The 20388-nt window shown below is 33.0% G+C and carries 18 protein-coding genes; 14 read left to right on the top strand and 4 right to left on the bottom strand.

Annotated features, from left to right (window positions below; translation table 11 throughout):
- Positions 1-105: 105 nt before the first annotated feature.
- Positions 106-2481 carry a heavy metal translocating P-type ATPase gene (locus C4S29_RS03870; RefSeq protein ID WP_103912792.1) on the bottom strand — a complete coding sequence of 792 codons (2376 nt, stop codon included), beginning with the start codon at positions 2479-2481 and terminating at the stop codon, positions 106-108.
- Positions 2482-2567: 86 nt separating this feature from the next.
- Here C4S29_RS03870 and C4S29_RS03865 point away from each other — a divergent pair, with 86 nt between their 5' ends.
- The 6 genes from C4S29_RS03865 (at position 2568) to C4S29_RS03840 (ending at position 6899) form a co-directional block, all read left to right on the top strand.
- Positions 2568-3278, top strand: a complete 711-nt coding sequence (locus C4S29_RS03865) for a Crp/Fnr family transcriptional regulator (protein ID WP_103912791.1) — start codon at positions 2568-2570, stop codon at positions 3276-3278.
- 137 nt (positions 3279-3415) lie between these two features.
- Positions 3416-3796, top strand: a complete 381-nt coding sequence (locus C4S29_RS03860; protein WP_103912790.1) for a VOC family protein — start codon at positions 3416-3418, stop codon at positions 3794-3796.
- Positions 3797-3890: 94 nt separating this feature from the next.
- Positions 3891-4706, top strand: a complete 816-nt coding sequence (gene panB, locus C4S29_RS03855) for a 3-methyl-2-oxobutanoate hydroxymethyltransferase (protein ID WP_103912789.1) — start codon at positions 3891-3893, stop codon at positions 4704-4706.
- Complete coding sequence (locus C4S29_RS03850; RefSeq protein WP_103912788.1) at positions 4706-5032, top strand: hypothetical protein; 327 nt, start codon at positions 4706-4708, stop codon at positions 5030-5032. The genes panB and C4S29_RS03850 overlap by 1 nt, the downstream gene beginning before the upstream one ends.
- Positions 5033-5710, top strand: a complete 678-nt coding sequence (locus tag C4S29_RS03845) for an RluA family pseudouridine synthase (protein ID WP_103912787.1) — start codon at positions 5033-5035, stop codon at positions 5708-5710. It begins immediately after the preceding gene.
- A 436-nt stretch (positions 5711-6146) separates the two neighbouring features.
- Positions 6147-6899: a hypothetical protein gene (locus C4S29_RS03840; RefSeq protein ID WP_103912786.1), complete on the top strand. Its 753-nt coding sequence runs from the start codon at positions 6147-6149 to the stop codon at positions 6897-6899.
- Between the two features lie 262 nt (positions 6900-7161).
- Here the strand turns inward: C4S29_RS03840 and C4S29_RS03835 are convergent, their stop codons facing one another.
- The 3 genes from C4S29_RS03835 to C4S29_RS03820 all read right to left on the bottom strand — a co-directional run bounded on the left by C4S29_RS03835 (position 7162) and on the right by C4S29_RS03820 (position 12006).
- Positions 7162-8661, bottom strand: coding sequence for a GH1 family beta-glucosidase (locus tag C4S29_RS03835; RefSeq protein ID WP_103912785.1), 1500 nt, complete (start codon positions 8659-8661; stop codon positions 7162-7164).
- Positions 8662-9010: 349 nt separating this feature from the next.
- Positions 9011-11287 carry an aconitate hydratase gene (locus C4S29_RS03830; RefSeq protein ID WP_103912784.1) on the bottom strand — a complete coding sequence of 759 codons (2277 nt, stop codon included), beginning with the start codon at positions 11285-11287 and terminating at the stop codon, positions 9011-9013.
- Positions 11288-11697: 410 nt separating this feature from the next.
- Complete coding sequence (locus tag C4S29_RS03820) at positions 11698-12006, bottom strand: hypothetical protein (protein WP_103912783.1); 309 nt, start codon at positions 12004-12006, stop codon at positions 11698-11700.
- Positions 12007-12194: 188 nt separating this feature from the next.
- Between C4S29_RS03820 and C4S29_RS03815 the strand changes: the two genes are divergently transcribed.
- From C4S29_RS03815 to C4S29_RS03775, 8 genes are all read left to right on the top strand, one after another.
- Positions 12195-12572, top strand: a complete 378-nt coding sequence (locus C4S29_RS03815) for a DUF2752 domain-containing protein (RefSeq protein ID WP_103912782.1) — start codon at positions 12195-12197, stop codon at positions 12570-12572.
- A gap of 19 nt (positions 12573-12591) precedes the next feature.
- A complete protein-coding gene (locus C4S29_RS03810; RefSeq protein WP_103912781.1) occupies positions 12592-13299 on the top strand; it encodes a WG repeat-containing protein in 708 nt (235 codons plus the stop codon).
- A 614-nt stretch (positions 13300-13913) separates the two neighbouring features.
- Positions 13914-16025 (top strand): TonB-dependent receptor, encoded by a 2112-nt coding sequence (locus C4S29_RS03800; protein ID WP_103912779.1) that lies wholly within the window; start codon positions 13914-13916, stop codon positions 16023-16025.
- A gap of 62 nt (positions 16026-16087) precedes the next feature.
- Positions 16088-16768 (top strand): T9SS type A sorting domain-containing protein, encoded by a 681-nt coding sequence (locus C4S29_RS03795; protein WP_103912778.1) that lies wholly within the window; start codon positions 16088-16090, stop codon positions 16766-16768.
- Positions 16769-16854: 86 nt separating this feature from the next.
- Positions 16855-17529 carry a hypothetical protein gene (locus C4S29_RS03790; RefSeq protein ID WP_103912777.1) on the top strand — a complete coding sequence of 225 codons (675 nt, stop codon included), beginning with the start codon at positions 16855-16857 and terminating at the stop codon, positions 17527-17529.
- A complete protein-coding gene (locus tag C4S29_RS03785) occupies positions 17530-18054 on the top strand; it encodes an acyl-CoA thioesterase (protein WP_103912776.1) in 525 nt (174 codons plus the stop codon).
- 78 nt (positions 18055-18132) lie between these two features.
- The gene (locus C4S29_RS03780; RefSeq protein ID WP_103913032.1) at positions 18133-19062 is read left to right on the top strand and encodes an NAD(P)-dependent oxidoreductase; all 930 of its coding nucleotides are present in this window, start codon (positions 18133-18135) and stop codon (positions 19060-19062) included.
- A gap of 76 nt (positions 19063-19138) precedes the next feature.
- Entirely contained in the window at positions 19139-20374 is a 1236-nt protein-coding gene (locus C4S29_RS03775) for a serine hydrolase domain-containing protein (protein WP_103912775.1), read from the top strand.
- Positions 20375-20388: the final 14 nt, after the last annotated feature.

Below are 20388 nucleotides of genomic sequence, written 5' to 3'. Positions count from 1 at the left end.
TAAATTCTAAGAAAAGCAGCGAAAATTTTTCGCTGCTTTTTATTTTTAATTGAATTTCTATTCTTCAGTTTTTGTTTTAAGCCAAAAAAGAATAATAGTAAAAAATTAAATTTCAAAATATTTTCTACTTCGCCACCAAGTTGCAACAGAAGTGAAAGCCACCACAGAAATAGAGCTTATCGGCATTAAAATTGCCGCTTTTAATGGCGATAAATGTCCAGTAATAGCAAAACTTAAACCGACGATATTATACATTAAACTAATTACAAAAGTGATTTTCACAATGCTCACGGCATCTTTGCAAAGATCAAAATAATCTTTAATTCTTGTGATTTTGCTGCCATCCATAATCACGTCGGAAGACGGTGTGAAAGAATTGCTATCATCAGCAATCGCAACGCCTACATTACTTTGCTTCAAAGCACCTGCATCATTCAGTCCATCGCCAAACATGGCCACTTTTTCCCCAGAATTTTGCAAATTTTGGATGTATGTCAGTTTATCTTCTGGCGTTTGGTTGAATTTTAATTCGTCTGCATTATTAATTAATTTTTCTAAAACAGATTTTTCCGATTCATTATCGCCACTTAAAATATTGATTTTAAAATCTTTAAGTGAAAAAAACATCTCCTTTAATGATTTTCTATATTCATTTTTAAAGATGAATTTACCCAAAAATTGGTCGTCTTTTTTAATGTAAACCGCTGTTTCTAAATCCTTAGAATTTTCTCCAACAAAATTAGCCGAACCTATTTTGTAAACGTGGCTTCTTACTTTTCCGCTGTAGCCTTTTCCAGCAATTTCTATATAATGTTCAATCTCAAAATAAGGGTCTTCAACATCAATAAAATCGTACAACAATTTCGAAAGCGGATGCGTAGAATTTTTAATTAAAGTTTTAATGTTTTCCAAATCAAAATCAGAAATTTCTGCTCCTAAATATTTGATATCCGACTTTTTATTGTGCGTAATTGTCCCCGTTTTATCAAAAACCAAAGTGTTGATTTTTGCAATTTTTTCTATCGTTAAAGCATCTTTTACATAAAATTTATTCCGTCCTAAAATCCGCATGATATGCCCAAAAGTGAAAGGCGCAGAAAGTGCCAAAGCGCAAGGGCAAGCCACAATTAAAATCGCAGAAACCACCTGAAACATTTTTTCAAAATCTGTTCTTATCCAATAAATGCCGGCTAATAAACTGATGCTGAGGATTATAAAAGTAAAATATTTACTCAATTGGTTCGTCATCGTATCCAAACCAGATTCTATTTTTTTAAAAGTTTCCTTGTTCCAAAGTTGCGTGAGATAACTTTGATTAACGTTTTTAATGACTTCCAATTCTAAAATAGCGCCAACCTGTTTTCCACCTGCGAAAATTTTATCGCCCGCTTTTTTCGGAATTGAAGCAGATTCTCCGGTGATAAAACTATTGTCGATATTCGCTTCACCTTTTATTAAAATAGCATCCACAGGAATTATTTCCTGATTTCTTACCATAATTCTATCGCCCACTTTCAATTCTGACAATAAAATATTTTGTTGAGCGCCGTTAAAATCAACTTTCGTGACGGCAATTGGGTAAAACGATTTGTAATCTCTATCATAAGACAGCGCACTGTAAGTTCTTTTCTGGAAATATTTACCTAAAAGCATAAAGAAAATCAAGCCGCATAAAGTATCAAAATAGCCTTGTCCATAATCCGTCAAAACTTCATAAAGGCTTCTTCCGAAAAGCACAAAAATCCCAATTACAATTGGAACATCTATGTTGATTATTTTATTTTTTAAGCCATACCAAGCAGATTTATAATAGTCGGAAGCAGAATAAAATACAACGGGGAATGCCAAAAGAAACATCAGTAAACGAAATAAATTTTTATATTGATGAAAATAAAAATCGTTTCCACCTACATATTCTGGCCAACTGAAAAACATGCCGTTTCCAAATGCAAAACCAGCAATTGCAATTTTTATAATTAAAGTTTTATCTAAAAATTCTTCTTTCTTGTCCGCTGTTTCCATGCTTACAACGGGTTTGTAGCCTAGATCGGTCAGCAATTTTGCTAACTTACTTAGTGGCAATTCTTCATTGTTAAAAGAAATTTGCACCGTTTTTCGCGTAAAATTTACTTGGGAATATTGAATATTTTGTTCTAAGGTTTGCAAACTTTCTAAAAGCCAAATGCAAGAAGAACAATGTATTACAGGGATTTTAAAAGTGACCAAAGTGGTTTTTCCTTCAGAAAAATCGACTACTTTATCAAAAACTTCGGGTGTATCAAGATAATCAAATTGGTCGTTATTTTCAGAATTCGGGCGGATTCCGGAATTTCTATTAAGTTCATAAAAATTCCCTAAGTCGTTCATATTCAGTATTTCATATACCGATTTGCAACCATTACAGCAAAATTCTTTACCGTCAAAGGAAATGCGTTCCTTCTCAAATTCTTGCCCGCAGTGAAAACAATTATTTTGAACCATCTATCTTAATGATTTGCAAAATTATAATATTTAATGTTGTATCACGGCTTTAAAATCTCTATTTTTGTTGATAAATGTCATTAGTTATGTCTTTAGAACAACAACAAGCAGTTTCCGAGAATTTCCAAAAAGTTTTTAATGAAGAATCTTTTAAAAAAAATCTTTCAGAAGCAGATTTTGAAAAGTACTTGGCTGAAAAACAGGAATTAAGTTTTAAAAAAGGACATCTTCTTTTTGAAGACGGTAAAAAGCCAAAAGGCGTACATTTTATAAAAAAAGGAACTTTAAAACTTTCAAAATCTGGCGTTTATGGCAAAGAACAAATTTTGCGTTTTATAAAGGAAGGCGACTTAATTGGCTATCGTTCACTGCTTTGCGGCGAAGATTTCCAGGCAAGTGCAGAAGCAATGTCTGAAATTGAAGTCACTTTTTTACCCGCAGATATTTTTATGCATCTTTTGGAGGTTGATACTAAATTGTGTTTCGTAATGTTGCAAAAAATTGCTTTCGAATTGGGCGAATCTTCTAATACAATCACATTTTTAGCCCAAAAAACAGTACGCGAAAGATTGGCAGAAATCTTACTTTTGCTGGAGCAAAAATTAGGGACCAATCCTGAAGGTTTTATCAATATTTCATTGACCAGAGAGGAAATTGCAAATATTATTGGCACGGCTACAGAGAGCGCAATCCGATTAATTTCTGAATTTAAGAATGACCATTTAATTGAAGCAGAAGGTAGAAATATAAAAATTATCAACCACGAGAAACTGCGAAAAGTGGGACACGTGAATTAAGGAAATGCCTTAAAGAAGACTTTTTTGCTTGCTTTTGTCATTCCGTAGGAATCTAGGCCGCTAAAATTACTACGGGCTGACAAAACTCTTCATAAGTTTAATTAAAAAAATATTTTGAAGAACTAAAAAATTTTGCAATGAAATTTAATTTAAACAGCATTATTTTCTATGTACAAAATGTAGATAGATTAAAATTTTTTTATGAAGATGTTTTTAATTTTAAAATAATAGAAGAATACCATTCAGAATGGGCACTTTTAGAAACTGGAAATTGTAAATTAGGACTTCATAAAATTGGTGCACAATATTTAAAAGAATTAAAAGAAGGCTATAAATTTGATAATAACGCGAAATTAATTTTTGAAATCGATGAAGACATCAATGAAGTAAGACAATTATTAATTGAAAAAAAAGTCGCAATGCGAGAAATAAAAACTTTCCAAAATTATGATTTTTGGCTTTGCGATGGCGAAGATTTGGAAGGAAATGTATTTCAAATAAAAATGAAAAAAAAGTAATAGTTGGAACTTGCCACATGGCACGTTCAAAAAATGAAAGTAAAATTAAAAGTAAATTATTTTCAAATAATTTTTAAATATTTAATATAAAAAAATGTCCGTACATTCAGAAATAAAGAGAATTACCACCGAGACTTTGCGAAAGATGAAGTTCGATAAAGAAAAAATCACGATGCTCACGGCGTATGATTTTACAACTGCAAAAATGGTAGATGCTGGTGGAGTAGATGCAATATTGGTGGGAGATTCTGCTTCAAATGTGATGGCAGGCCACGAAACCACTTTGCCGATTACTTTGGACCAAATGATTTACCACGCGCAAAGTGTTGTGAGAGGTGTTTCTCGAGCTTTGGTTGTAGTAGATTTACCTTTTGGATCTTACCAAAGTGACTCGCAAAAAGCTTTGGATTCTGCCGTAAGAATTATGAAGGAATCTGGCGCACACGCTATAAAACTAGAAGGCGGCATTGAAGTTGAAAAATCGATAAAAAAAATTGTAAATGCAGGTATTCCGGTGATGGGGCATTTGGGGTTAACGCCGCAAAGTATCTATCAATTTGGGACTTATAAAGTGCGCGCGAAAGAAGATGCAGAGGCTGAAAAATTAATTTCTGATGCAAAACTTTTAGAAGAATTGGGCTGTTTTGCTGTGGTTTTAGAGAAAATTCCGGCCCATTTAGCCCAAAAAGTATCAGAAAGTATTTCAATTCCTACAATTGGAATTGGCGCAGGACAATTTTGTGACGGCCAGGTTTTGGTTTACCACGATATGGTGGGAATGAATAAGGATTTTTCGCCAAAATTTTTGCGGCGTTATTTAGATTTATATACAGAAATTACTGGTGCAGTTTCGCAATACGTGAAAGATGTGAAAGACCAAGAATTCCCTAACGAAAAAGAAAGTTATTAATGAACAATCAGTTTAGTACACAAGCAATTTTATCATTCGCCGCATTAGCATGTTTGATTATCGGGTGGATCCAACCTTTTTCACAAGAAATCAACTATTTTATTTACAACCAATTATTTTATATTTTAATAGCTGGGAGTTTCTTTTTCCAGGCACCCACATTATCTAATCCAAAGTTGATTTACCCAATGTATGGCGCTGCTGCATTGTGCATTATCGGTGCTTTTATCCCAGCAAGTTTGGGTGTAAGTTTCCTTAAAACAATCGGGTTTTTGGCTGGTGTCATCATTTCATTGGTTGCAAGACCAAAAATCCAACGACCATAAATGCAAGAACAAATTTTATTCGAAGATAACCACGTTTTAATCATCAATAAAAAAGCGGGACAACTGGTGCAAGGCGATAAAACGGGCGATGAATCGCTTTTAGATTCCTTAAAAAATTACATTAAAATAAAAGAAAAAAAACCAGGAAATGTTTTTCTCGGTTTGGTTCATAGAATTGATAGACCCACTTCTGGCTGCGTAATTTATGCTAAATCTTCAAAAGCGTTATCGAGGCTAACAGTAATGGTAAAAAACCGCGAAATAAAAAAAACCTATTGGGCGGTGGTTCCTAAAACCGAAATTCCAGAAGCGCAAAAACTTGTTCATTATTTAAAAAAGAACGAGAAAAACAATAAATCTACCGTTTTCCCGAAACCAACAGAAGGCGCAAAAGAAGCCATTTTAAATTATAAAATTTTAAAAGTTTTAGATAATTTTCAGTTGTTGGAAGTAGATTTAGAAACTGGAAGACATCATCAAATTCGGGCACAATTAGCAAAAATTGGTGTTCCAATAAAGGGTGATTTAAAATATGGTTCAGCACGCTCAAATGCTGATGGAGGCATTCATTTGCATGCCAGAAAATTAGAATTTCTACATCCTGTCACGCAACATAAAATTGCTGTTACTGCGCCAGTTCCGGAGAATGATGCGGTTTGGAAGGCTTGTGATGCGTAGTTTTTCAGACTTCAAAGTTTATTTGTTTTGGGAAATAGTAAAAATATAGTTCAACTATTTTTTATGAATATACATTATCAGTTGGCTTTTAAGTTTTAACTTGATTTCGATTGTTATATTAGTTTTAATATTATGGTTATGAATGGATTGTAAGTTAATTATTGGCCTTGGGCTGTATCCAGTTTACATTGAGTTTTTAAAATTAATTAATAATCGAACTCAGGTTATTACAAATTTCTTTGAAATATAAAATTAATTCTAGTATTTTTGATTGACAATTTCAAATATAGAAGATAAAATAAAAAACTACCGTAATTTAATTATAATAATAATTGGTGTTGAAATTTTTATAATTTGTTGAAAACTTTTGAATTTTCTTTTATTAGTAAATACCTTTCTATATTTTGTATTTTTGATAAAGTTTAAATTTTAAAAAATGAAGAAAATAATCTTTTATATAATTTTACTAATTTTCGGACTTGGTAAGGCGCAGTATGTAGGTATCAATACAGATCTGCCGAAAGCTACTCTTGATGTAGTTGGAAAACCAACTGATGCTGCAGTTTCTGATGGCATCATTGCACCGAGACTTACACTTGCACAACTCAATGCAAAAACAAACTATGGCGCTGCACAAACGGGTTCAATAGTTTATGTAAGTGATATTACAGGCGCAACTGTTGCTGCAACTGCGAGGGTTTTAAGTGTTGGATATTATTATTTTGATGGCGTAATTTGGCAACCTTTAAATCAGCAAAATAGTTCGCCAGTTTTTACGGCATCTTTAGGCAGTGGTGCCGGTGGAACTACAAATGCTACGATTGCAGCAAATGGATTTAATACTGTTCCATTGCCTACGGTTGTTAGCAACGTAGGTGGTGGCGTTTGGAATGGTGCGCCAAATTATACTTACACTGTCGCAAAGAGCGGAACTTATATTATAAAATCTAGTATTAGATTGGTGGACGGAAGTTCGGCAAGAAACATATTTCAAGCGGTTGGTGTTTCAAATGCAGATATACCTGATGGTATTTGGCAAACGAATTCTGGAAATAGATGGACAATGTTATATACCAGAATTGCTTTTTTTAATAAAGGTGATGTATTGAGACTGTATATTTATTCCGCTGGTGCCGTCGCAAATTTATCGGATGCTTCTTTGAATATTGCACTTATAAACCAGTTTTAGATAACACTTTTAAAAGAAATTTTCGATTGTATGAAGAATAAAAAAGCATTTTAGTAGATAAATTTAATCTAAAATCACCTTATTTTTATTTCCCACGAATCAATCCACCATCTTCTTTTTTGTCTTAATCTAAAAAGATTTTCCGCAAAAGACCAAGTATTTTTGACCATATTACGAATATTCATAAATTTTCCTGAAAGATTGAGTTCTACGCAAGTTTTTGAAAAATTAATTTTATTTTTTTTTCCTAGATTAAAATTTACTACATCACTTTGTTATTAGTCGCCACTTCTTTGTAGTATTCCGCACTTAATTTTGGAAATCTCTTTTGCGTTTTAAAATCTACATTATAAAGTCCAAAAGTAATGCTGTAGCCGCTAGTCCACTCAAAATTATCCATTAAACTCCAATAGAAATAGCCTTTTACAGGAACGCCTTCAGAAGTGGCGCGTTGCAGTTGGGTAAGATAATTTCTTAAGAAGGAAATTCTATCAGTATCATATATTTTATTGTCTGCCGTTCTTTCATCGGTGCTGCTGCTTCCATTTTCTGTAATGTACATTTCTTTCACATTCCAAATATCTTTTACGTGTTTTGTAGCCCAATAAAGTGCTTCTGGAGCAATATATTCCCATTTCGAAGTAGTGGTTGGGAAAGATTTTGCAAAAGGTATAACTTCATACCCTAATTTATTATCTGCGGCTTCAATTAAATGTGTTGGATTATATACATTTAGCCCCACAAAATCCAAAGGTGAACTAATGATTTTTAATTCTTCCTCTGTAAATTTTGGGGGATTTTTGCCAAAAGATTTTAGATAATTTTCTGTATATTTTCCTTCTAAAATAACCGTAAGATAACTCGCATTAATTTCGCGCATCGCAATTTTAGCAGCTTTTATATTTTTTTCGTTTTCAATAACGGGCACAGCGATTGAAAGATTATCGGCTAAACCTACTTTTACGTCTGCGCCACTGTTTGCTCGGATGGCTTGTACGGCCAAACCATGCGCTAATACACCATTATGCCGAACTTGTCCCAGTTTTTCTTCTGGTAATTTTAATCCAGGCGCAAAAACGCCTGCGCCATAACCCAATTCTATAAACGTCCGAAACTCATTAATTGTAAAGAAATTTTTAACTCGATCTCCCAAATTTCTTGCGACATAAGCAGCATAATCACCAAATGCTTTGGAGGTTTCTTTAGATTCCCAACCTTTATATTTGTCTTGTAAATATTGCGGCAAATCCCAATGATATAGTGTGGCAAAGGGTTGTATGCCGTTTGCGAGTAATTCATCTACCAATTTATTGTAAAAATCTATTCCTTTTTGATTGGGTTTGCCTGTTGCATCAGGAAAAATCCGCGACCATGAAATGGAAAATCTAAAAATTTTAGTGTTTAAATCTTTCATTAGTTGGATGTCACTTTTATATCTGTGATAAAAATCGTTGGCGACATCGCCCGTATCATTATTTTTAATGTTTCCTTTAATATGAGAAAATGTATCCCAAATGGATAGACCTCGTCCGTCCTCTTTGTAAGCGCCTTCCACTTGATAAGCAGCAGTTGCCGTTCCCCAAAGAAAATCGGCAGGAAAACTGGTATTATCTAAAATGAGATGATCTGATTTTGGAAGGATCAATTTTTTTTCTTCCTTTTGAGAAGAGGTTATTAACGGTAGGGTTGCAAGACCCAAACCTCCAACTGCGATTTTCTTAATAAAATTCCTTCTGTTATCTTCAAATTCAGTGCTTTTCATGTGTATTTTGAATAATTTTTATTCTCAAATGTAATGATAATTTTTCAAGATTTTTGGGGTTTTATTAGGTAATTATGATGGATTGATGAATTATTAAATAAAAAGGAAATTTTAGTTTTTTTTAGAGCACCTTTCGTAAGCTTAAAATTTATTATCATAATACATATTGTTTAATATATAATAAGTTTTGCTATTGTAGATGATATAAATTTCAAAAAAAGCAAAAACTACAATTTATTCTGAAAACGGTATAGCCCGTTTGAGAGTAATCGAAAATAAAAAAATCCCTCTCTTTCGAAAGGGATTTTTAAAGCCGCTCTCCTTTGGAGAGGAATTTAGGGTGAGGAAATTAAGCGTTTTTTGCCGCTTCCGCTGCAATTAAATTTAATGCAGAACCTGCTTTGTACCAATCGATTTGTGCATCGTTGTAAGTGTGGTTGGTTAAAACTACATCAGAACTTCCGTCTTTATGTTTAAACTCAATACTTAAAGTTTTTCCTGGAGCAAATTGGTCTAAATCTAAAAAGTTCACAACATCATCTTCTTGAATTTTGTTATAATCTTCTTCGTTCGCGAATGTTAAAGCAAGCATTCCTTGTTTTTTCAAATTCGTTTCGTGAATTCTCGCAAAAGATTTAACCAAAACGGCTTTTACTCCTAAATGTCTAGGTTCCATTGCGGCGTGTTCTCTGGAAGAACCTTCGCCGTAATTATGATCACCAACTACAATTGTTGGAACGCCCGCTGCTTTGTACGCTCTTGCTACTGCAGGCACTTCGCCATATTCGCCGGTTAATTCATTTTTAACTTTATTGGTTTCCATGTTGTAAGCGTTTATGGCACCAATCAACATATTATTGGAAATATTATCTAAATGTCCACGGTATTTTAACCAAGGTCCAGCCATAGAAATATGGTCTGTTGTACATTTTCCAAAAGCTTTTATTAAAACTTTAGCGTTGGTAATGTTTTTTCCATCCCAAGGTTCGAAAGGGGTTAATAATTGTAAACGGTCAGAATCTGGATTTACAATAATTTTCACGCCAGATCCGTCTTCGGAAGGTTTTTGAAAACCGTTATCTCCAACTGCGAAACCTTTGCTCGGCAGTTCGCTTCCTGATGGTTCGTTTAATTTTATTTGTTCACCATTTTCTGCGGTTAAAGTATCAGTGATTGGGTTAAAATCTAGTCTTCCTGCAATTGCGATGGCTGCAACCATTTCTGGTGAGGCTACAAAAGCATTAGTGTTTGGATTTCCATCTGCTCTTTTAGCAAAATTTCTATTAAATGAGTGAATAATCGAGTTTTTCTCGCCTTTTTCTGCGCCTTCTCTGTCCCATTGTCCGATACAAGGTCCACAAGCGTTGGTAAAAATTCTAGCGTTTTCAAATTTTCTAAAAGAATCTAAAAATCCATCCCTTTCTGCTGTAAATCTTACTTGCTCAGAACCAGGATTAATTCCTAAAATTGCTTTTGGTTTTACGCCTTTTGCAACAGCGTCTTCAACTACAGAAGCCGCTCTTGATAAATCTTCATAAGAAGAGTTTGTACAAGAACCAATTAAAGCCCATTCTATATTTATAGGCCAATCATTTGCCAAGGCTTTTTCTCTAAATTCTGCAACTGGTGTCGCTAAATCTGGTGTAAAAGGACCGTTAAGATGAGGTGTTAATTCATCTAAATTAATTTCAATTACTTCATCAAAATATTGTTCTGGATTGGCATAAACTTCTGCATCACCTGTTAAATGTTCTGCAATTTTATCTGCTGCATCTACAACATCTTGTCTTCCTGTTGCAGAAAGATATCTTCGCATAGAATCATCATAACCAAAAGTTGATGTGGTTGCGCCAATTTCTGCGCCCATATTACAAATGGTTCCTTTTCCAGTTGCAGAAAGTGAAATTGCACCTTCACCAAAATATTCTACGATGCACCCAGTTCCGCCTTTTACAGTAAGAATTCCGGCTACTTTTAAGATAATATCTTTAGCGGAAGTCCAACCATTTAGTCTTCCTGTTAATTTTATTCCGATTAGTTTAGGCATTTTTAATTCCCAAGGCATTCCAGCCATTACATCAACTGCATCCGCGCCACCAACACCGATGGCAACCATTCCCAAACCACCTGCATTTACTGTGTGAGAGTCAGTTCCAATCATCATTCCGCCTGGAAATGCATAGTTTTCTAAAACTACTTGGTGGATAATTCCTGCGCCCGGTTTCCAAAAACCGATGCCGTATTTATCACAAACTGAACTTAAAAAATTAAAAACTTCCGAGTTCTTATTTAATGATTCTTGTAAATCTTTTTCGGCGCCTACTTTTGCTTGTATCAAGTGATCGGCGTGAGCGGTGGAAGGAACTGCTACTTTTGCTTTTCCAGCTTGCATAAATTGCAATAAAGCCATTTGTGCTGTTGCATCTTGCATGGCAACTCTGTCTGGTGCAAAATCTACATAAGAATTTCCACGAGCGAAACTTTCCGTTGCGGCTCCGTCCCAAAGGTGAGAATAAAGAATTTTTTCTGCAAGTGTTAATGGTTTTCCTACGGCGTTTCTTGCGGCTGCAATACGCTCTGGATAACGCTCATACACTTTTTTAATCATGTCAATGTCGAAAGTCATACCTTGTTTTTTAATCTTAAATTTATAAGAGTCAAATTTAAGGAATTATAAATTGATATCATTATAAATTTATTTAGATTAATGATTTTGTTAATTATTTTTATCTATATTTTACTTAAAGTACATTGTTCTAAATTTCGATTAATAAAAAATTCATCTGAATTAAAATGTTGTAGAAAATCAAAATAAACATATTCCTAACAAATAAATTTTAGATAAATGCAAAATGATTAAAAAAAATCTATGATTAATAAAACACTAGAGTTGCACAAAAAAGCAATTAAACTTTGTTTTATTGCAAATTCTGTAAATTTTATTGTGAAGCATAATCCAATTATAAAAATCGCCTATTAAATTGAATATTGCACACAAATAAACCTGTAGATTGAACTTAAATTTAAAAAAACCCTTCAAAGATAAATTTTTTCATCTCTACAACGATCCAAAATATATCGCTTAAGATTTAAAATTGATTCTTGATATTGCGGAGCTTCGTAGCCAAAGCGCTCGTGTTCCATTTGCTCTTTTTCTAAGGCATTGCAGCCTTTTATCACTTCCTGAAGCATATCCAGCATTACAAGTTCCTTATTATTTTTTTTTTGAAATTTAAATTCTACAATTTCACTTTCTAATTCCTCACAATATTCCAAAAGGTCGATCACTTCTGGCTCTTCAAGGAGTGATGGCTTATTTTTAAAAAGTTCTCGTGTAGATTTCATGCTTCAAAGATTTATACAAAATTATTAAATATCCTCAATTTTTTTTAACTAGTAAAATTTCAAATCAAAAAATTACAATTTTTAAAAACCATTAATTTATTTTAAAAACAATCTATAGACAAAGTTGAAAATTTACCTTTTTGGTATAAAAATGATATATTTACTCAAAAAAGTAATTATTAATTGAAATGTGGTTTAAGAAAAATATTAATTCCATTTTGTTTTTCGTTTTTATTTTGGGTGGTTTAGGCTTTTATTATTTTGCAAATCCACTCTCAAATTCTTATTTCATAAAATGCCCATTTAAAACATTAAGCGGTTTAGATTGCCCTGGTTGCGGCAGTCAGCGTGCTTTGCATGCGCTTTTGCACGGCGATATTTATAGGGCTTTTTCCTACAATCTCTTGTTTGTGCTAGCAATTCCTTACGTTTTTGTGGGAATTTTATTTGAATGGTTTGGTTTAAAAAACAGATATCCTAAAACCCGAAAATTACTTTTTGGCAAAACTGCCATTTATATGGTTGTGGCAATCATTATTTTGTTTTTTATTTTACGAAATTTATAATGCTTATTTTTGATTTGTTATGAAAACGTTTATAAATAGATTTTTATTAATCTTTTCCCTTTTTTCTGCGCTATTTTATTCTGCGCAGATGACCAATTCAACGTCAGATTCTGTTTTGGTAAATAAAATCCCCGATTTAATTCCGCAAAAAATTAATGGCAAAGTAGGCTACGTGAATCACAACCGTGATTTTGTGATTGCGCCAAAGTTTCATATAGCTATGTTTTTTAATCCTGATTGCAATCTGCTAAATTCTTCAAACCCAAATGCGAAAAAATATGGAACTAAAGATTTTGCCACAGTTGAGTTAAACGAAATTGCCTATCGCATCAATAAAAGCGGAAAAATAGTTTATAAATATGATAAAAAAGATTTAGCAAAATGTACTACACCGTACAAAGCGCAAAAATACCAAGCCTATGTGATGAAAGGCTTTTATGGTTTGGTAGATAAAGACATCATCAATGAGGCAGATTATCGCGATTTTGTAATTTATCCGCAATATCAGAGATTGCACGTGATGGAAGGCGATGATATTGATAACCCGATGATTGTAGCGGTTTACAATAATAAATTTGGCGTGATTACCAAAACTGGAAAAGTGGTTATACCATTTATTTATGCCGACATTAAAATGAACTACTCCTGGAAACTTGGTAAAATGTTTGAAGTAAGTTTAGACGGCAAAAATTATTTTTATGTGGATGAGAATAATGTGGCTTATTAAATTTTAATTAAATAAAATTGTGAAAATTTTAATTATTTTACTCAATTTACTGTTTGCTTATTTGTTGTATTTTTTTGAATCTTTCACCATTGTTATTGGAATTACTGGTTCAGGAGCCGGATTAGATGGGTTTAATGAAAAGTATGGAAATCTCCCAAATTATATTTATTATTCATTAGCGCTAATTCATGTATTATTATTTTCGTACTTTTTTAAATCTTCTAAACTCATAAAAGTAACTGCAATTTTTTTAATTGTATTAATTTATTTCTACTGCATCTTCTTTTCAGATTTTTTTAAAATTTTCTTTTTCTAAATAATTTGCGCCCCGAGTTGAGTGGAAATCCTTTTTTGCTGAACGAAGTGAAGCAAAAAAGATTGGGAACGGAACGAGGAAATTTGGCGCCCAAAAAAAAATCAAGATTTTAAACTTAATATTCAATATTTTTTTATCTTTGCATCAAGAAAAAAGGGGTGCTGTGAAAGGCTGAGATGATACCCAAAGAACCTAGAACAGGTAATGCTGTTTAGGGAAAAACACCAAACTATTTTGGTGACCGTATCTTATTATTTCCCCTTTTATTCTAATAATTTATTTTAAAAAAATTAAAAGAATGAAAGGATTTTTTATTTTAGGACTTTGTGCAGGTCCCATTATTTTTGCACAAAAAAAGCCACAAGATTCTCTGAATGTGAAAGAGATTGAGTCCGTAAATTTTACCAGAAGATTGCCTGTTTCAAAAGACATCATCAATGTTGAGAAAGATTTGGGCGATAGAAATCTCGGGCAAGATTTGCCGATTTTACTTAAAAATCAAACCTCGGTTTTATCTACTTCAGATGCAGGAAATGGCGTTGGATACACAGGTTTTAGAATTCGAGGCGTTGGTGGAAGTTCTATAAATGTAATGCTAAACGGCGTTCCTTATAACGATTCTGAAAGCCAAGGAACTTATTTTGTAGATGTGCCAGATTTGGCGAGTTCTGCTTCCAATATTATTATTCAACGCGGCGTGGGAACTTCTAGTAACGGCGTTTCAGCTTTCGGAGCGAGTGTGAATGTTCTTACGAAAGATCCTTCAGAAAAATTTTATTTGAAATCTGATGCGAGTTTCGGCTCTTTTAATACCCAAAAATATGCCGCTGAAATCGGTTCTGGAAAGTTCTTAAATAATAAACTATCGCTTTTTGCGCGCTACTCCAAAATCCATTCCGACGGCTACGTCGATCGTGCTTTTTCAGATTTAGATTCTTACCAATTTACCGCTCTGTATGAAGCCAAAAAAACAAAATTACGTTTTCTAACTTTTGGCGGAAAAGAAAAAACTTACCAAGCTTGGAACGGAATTGATCGTGAAACCTGGCTGACAAACCCGAAATTTAATATTTCTGGCGCTATTTATGATCCCACTTTTTCTAAAATTATTGGCTTTTATAATAATGAAACCGATAATTATAAACAAAACCACTATCAATTATTGTGGGAACAAATTTTAAATAAAAATTGGAATCTTGAAACTACGTTTCATTATACAAAAGGACAAGGTTACTACGACAATTATAAGCAAGATGCAAAATTTTCTACCTATAATTTGCCCAATATTTTCGTTAATAATACAGAAGTTGCAAACACAGATTTCACGCGAAAAAAATGGTTGAATAACGATTTTTATGGCGCAGTTTCTACGTTGTATGGTAAATTTAATAATCTAGATGTAAATTTTGGTGTGGTTGCCAATCAATATTTTGGGCGGCATTTTGGAAATGTTTCTGGCGTTCAGTTTCCTGAAATTAATGCGTTTGAATATTATAGAAATACGTCTTTAAAAAATGAAATTTCAGGTTTCGCAAAAGCTTTAGTTAAAGTCAATAATTTTGAATTTTTTGGCGATTTACAAGTCAGAAATATTGGTTATTCTACAAAAATTATTCAACAAGGCGACGATGAAGGTGTGAATTTAGATAAAAACTGGCTGTTCTTTAACCCCAAATTTGGTATTAATTATAAAATAATTGGCGGAAAATTATTCTTTTCTTATGCCCATGCACACCGCGAACCCAACCGCGATGATTTATTTTCGAACCCAGAAACGCAAGCCGAAAAACTCCATGATTTTGAAGCGGGTTTAGAAAAAAAATTAGGAAATGCTTCTCTTACGGCCAATGTATATTTTATGAATTACGAAAATCAGTTGGTATATAACGGGCAAATAAATAACGTTGGCGAATTTATCCGCGTGAATTCTGGCAAAAGTTATCGTGCGGGAATCGAAATTGCAACAATAATTCCTTTATCTAGAAAGTTTCTGTTGGCCGGAAATGCCACTTTTAGCCAAAATAAAAATAAAAATTTTATTTCCGAAAATAATTTACAAAACCTCGGAACCACTTCTATTTCTCTATCGCCAGATATAATTTCTAATTTAAGTTTGCAGTATTCGCCGATACAAAATTTTAATTTAAAAATTCAGAGTCAATATGTCGGGAAGCAATATTTGGATAATACGGAGAATAAATTGTATCAATTAAAGGATTATGTTGTTGCAGATTTTTTAGCAAATTATCAATTAAAAATTAATAGAAATGATTTTACATTTAAACTTTTAGTTAATAATTTATTTAATAAAAAATATGTGAATAATGGCTTTGTTTATGACGGCCCTTATTATTTTTCTCAATCTGGGACAATAGTATCCATCGGTGTTTCGTGGAAATTTTTTAAATAATTTACATTTTCGTAATGAAAAATTAATATATTTGTAATTAATCTTAACTAAAATTTATTACGATGAAAAAACTTTTATTTTCTTTCTTAATGCTTACAAGTAGCATTTTGATGTTTGCACAGCAAATGAATGTGTCGGTTTCTGGGAATACTGTTACATTTACTTGTAGAGTAGATGGTTCAGGAGGTACAGATTGGACTTCTTCACCAGTAAACTTATATGCGTATACAGATGTTGCAGACACAACACCAAACGGTTCTTCTAGCACAAATGTTTTGGGTGGTTGGCCAGGCACGGCGATGGTAGATGATGGTAGTGGTAATTTTTCTGTATCAGTAGATTTAGCTACAATTTTTTCTACAGGAACTACTGTAAATAATATTAATTTTATTTACAATACTTCTAATGGTACTGGCGGCTATTATCAAAACCCTACATCTGGAGGTTTCGCTACAACAGATGGCGCGCATGCAACTGGATGGAGCCCAGTTACCATTTCTACTTTAGGTGTGAGTGATTTGGTTTCTGCTAAAAATAAATCCTTTGTTGCAGGTGGGAAACTTTACACTAAGCAAGCGGGTAATTTAGATATTACGGTTTATGATATGTCTGGAAAAGTGGTAAATAAATCACAAGTGAAATCTTCAGATTCGTCTATAGACCTTAATGTAAAACAAAGAGGAACTTATATGGTAAAAATTTCTAACGGTAGCCAAACCGAAGTAGTGAAATTTATAAAATAAGATTTTTCTTTTAGAAATACTTAAGACTGCATCGCGCAGTCTTTTTTTTTGTTTAAAATTACCTTAAATTTGCTGAAACTATGAAGATGACGGATTTAATCTTAAAGTATTTATCAATAAAAACAGAAGTAAAAATTCCAGGTTTTGGAATTTTTCAGCAAAAAAATGTACCTGCTTTTTATGACGAAAGATTAGCCGCGCTTTTGCCGCCTGCAAAAGAGTTTTTCTTTACTGAAGATTTTAATTTAAAAGACGAAAATTTCATACAATTTGTTGCAAAAGAAAAAAATATAGATATTAATGAAAGTTATGCCGAAATAGCAGAATTAGTCAATTATTGGAAATTCACGTTACAGAATAAAATAGTTTTAGAAATTCCTGATCTCGGTACTTTTTATTTTAATGATGAGGGAAATTTTATTTTTAAAGGCAAACATTTTTCTACAGAAAGCCCAGAAAATTTCGGATTGGAAGAATTGAATTTAAGTGAACTGAAAAATAGAAAATCTGCTCTTGGTAAAAGTCTTGAAAATGAATATAAAACCAGTCGAAATCCGTTTTGGTGGCTACTTTTAATAATTCCTGTAACGGCAATTATTTATTTAGGAACACAAAACCCTGAACTTATATTTGGTAAAAAATCGTTTAAAAATCTAAAAAAAACTAAAACTGATTCTGTTGTAAAATCGAGAAATCTTTTGAAAGATTCAACGAAAATAGATTCTACTAAATCCAAAATTCCTACCCCAAAATTAAAATAGATGCCTCCAAAAAATAAGAAAACGGTAAGCGAATCGCTTACGGTAATGACGAACATCGTTTTACCAAACGAAACCAACTCTTTAAGGAATTTATTCGGTGGTGAGTTGCTCGCAAAAATGGATCGTTGTGCTGCGATTTCTGCCGCCAGACATTGCGCCAGAAGAGTTGTAACCGCTTCCGTAAATCACGTTTCGTTCGATCATCCCATTCCAGAAGGAGGCATTGTGGTTTTAGAATCCAAAGTTTCGCGCGCCTTTTCCACTTCCATGGAAATTTATGTAGATGTTTGGTTAGATGATCCTATTAAACAAACAAAAATACACACCAATAACGGTATTTACACCTTCGTTGCGGTTGATGAATACAATAATCCGGTTCCAATACCAGAAGCAACGCCCGAAACAGAATTAGAAATTGAGCGTTGGAATGCTGCTTTGCGCAGAAAAGAATTATCACTTATTTTAGGCGGAAGAATGAAGGCGAAAGACAGCGTGGAACTAAAAAAACTTTTTTCCGCAGAATAAAACGACTTCAGTTAAATACAAATGCCACAAAAATTTTTTAGTGCTTTTGTGTTAAAATATTCCAAGAAAAAAAGCAAAATGAAAATCCTACTTTTAGATAAAAATCACCCATTAATTGAAAAGCAACTTTCTGCAAAAGGTTTCACTTTTGAGGAAGATTTCACATCCACTTACGATGAGGTTTTAGAAAAAATTTCAAATTTTGATGCTGTTATTATCCGCAGTAGAATTCCTTTAGATGAAAATTTTTTACGCCACGCCAAACATTTAAAATTCATTGCAAGAGTGGGCGCGGGAATGGAAAACATTAATGTAAAAGTTGCCGAAGAATTAGGAATTACGCTCATTAATTCGCCAGAAGGAAATAGAGATGCTGTTGCAGAACAGGTTTTAGGCATGCTTTTGTTGCTGATGAATAGATTAATTATTTCTTCAGAAGAAGTAAAAAAAGGCATTTGGAAACGCGAAGAAAACCGTGGCGAAGAAATTTTAGGAAAAACCTTTGGCATTATTGGTTACGGAAATATGGGAAAAGCCGTTGCAAAAAGATTGCAAGGTTTCGGTGCGAAAATTATTTTCCATGATATTTTACCCAATTTGCAAGATGAATTTGCAAGCCAAGTTTCTTTAGAAGAATTGCAACAAAGTGCCGATTTCATTAGTTTGCATTTACCGATAAATGAAAGCACACATTATATAATTAATGAAGATTTTATTTCTAAAATGAAGAATAATTTTTATTTAATTAATACCGCACGTGGGAAAAATGTAGAAACGTCAGCGCTTGTAAAAGCCTTAAAATCTGGGAAAATAAAAGGCGCCGCTTTAGATGTTTTAGAATTCGAAAAAGCATCTTTCGAAAATATCGAAGTGAAAAACGATAACTTAGAATTTCTTTTAAATTCTGAAAAAGTAATTATCACACCACATATTGCTGGCTGGACGGTGGAAAGTAAAGAAAAATTGGCCCAGGTGATTGTAGATAAAATTCTGTTAAAATATTCTTAATCTTTTTACGCCAAAGGCTTTTTCAGCATATTATTCCTAAATTCGTTTTTTTTTAAAAAATCCCCGCTGATAAAAAATGCTGAACCGAACTTTTTTCCTTTTATTTCTGGCTTTCTGCCTAACTTCTTGTAAAAAAAAATCAAATAAAATTGCGAACGAATCTAAACTCCCTAATTTTGGAAATGTAGATTTAAAAACTGTTTTTAAAGACGATAATTTAAGTCTTAAAAATGAAGATTCTGTAAAAAAAGTTCTTGCCAATTACTATAAAACAGTTTGGGAAGATGGCAATTTAAGTGGCGGACTTCTAGTGGCAAAAGGCGATAAAATTCTTTTTGAAGATTACCGAGGTTTTGGCCGGGAAAATGAGCAAATGCCCATTAATAAGGATACACCGCTGCACGTTGCATCTGTTTCTAAAACAATGACGGCGATGGCAACGATGAAATTAGTGGAAGGCGGTTTACTGAAATTAGACGATCATGTCACAAAATTTTTCCCAAAATTTCCTTATCCAGATGTAACGGTTTTTAACCTTCTCACGCAGAGAAGTGGCCTGCCAAAATATGAATATGTTATTGAAAAAATAGATCCAAAAGCGCCCGTCTTATCTAAAAAATTTCTTTCAAACCAAGATGTTTTGAATCTTTTAGAAACATACAAACCAGAACTTGCAAAAGCTACAAATTCGGGCTTTATGTATTGCAATACCAATTTCGCATTGTTGGCTTTAATTGTAGAAAAAGTAACGAAAATGCCCTTTCCAAAGGCGATGCAAGAAATTGTTTTTAAGCCTTTGGAAATGAAAGATACTTATATTTATCAGGAAAAAGATTCACTTTCAGCCGCGCAATCCTTTTATAATACAGGAAATAAATTGTATCCTTTAGACCGATTAGATCTTATTTATGGTGACAAAAATGTGTACACCACGCCGCGCGATTTATTTAATTTTTCTAAAGCACTTTTTGCCAAAAATTTTCTTCGTCCTGATCTAATGAAATTGGTTTTTGAACCGCACAGCAATGAAAACGCGGGCGTAAATAATTATGGCATTGGTTTTAGAATGAAAATATTTAATAATGGTGAAAAACTCACTTATCATAACGGTTGGTGGCACGGAAGCAATGCCGTTTTTGCCCATCTTTTAAAATCAAAAGTCACCATTGTGGCGATTGGAAATAAATATTCGCAGCGCCTTTATTCTGCCTTGTCGCTTTCTGGTTTATTCGAAGATTTCCCTTATGAGACAGAAAAATTATTAAAAGTAACCGAAAAAGATAGTTTGAAGACAGATGATAGTTCAGAATAGAAAATAAAGTCTAT

Origin of the sequence: Halpernia humi (assembly GCF_900108025.1) — a bacterium.
GTDB classification, from domain to species: Bacteria; Bacteroidota; Bacteroidia; order Flavobacteriales; family Weeksellaceae; genus Halpernia; species Halpernia humi.
This window is presented reverse-complemented; position numbering and strand designations above follow the sequence as displayed.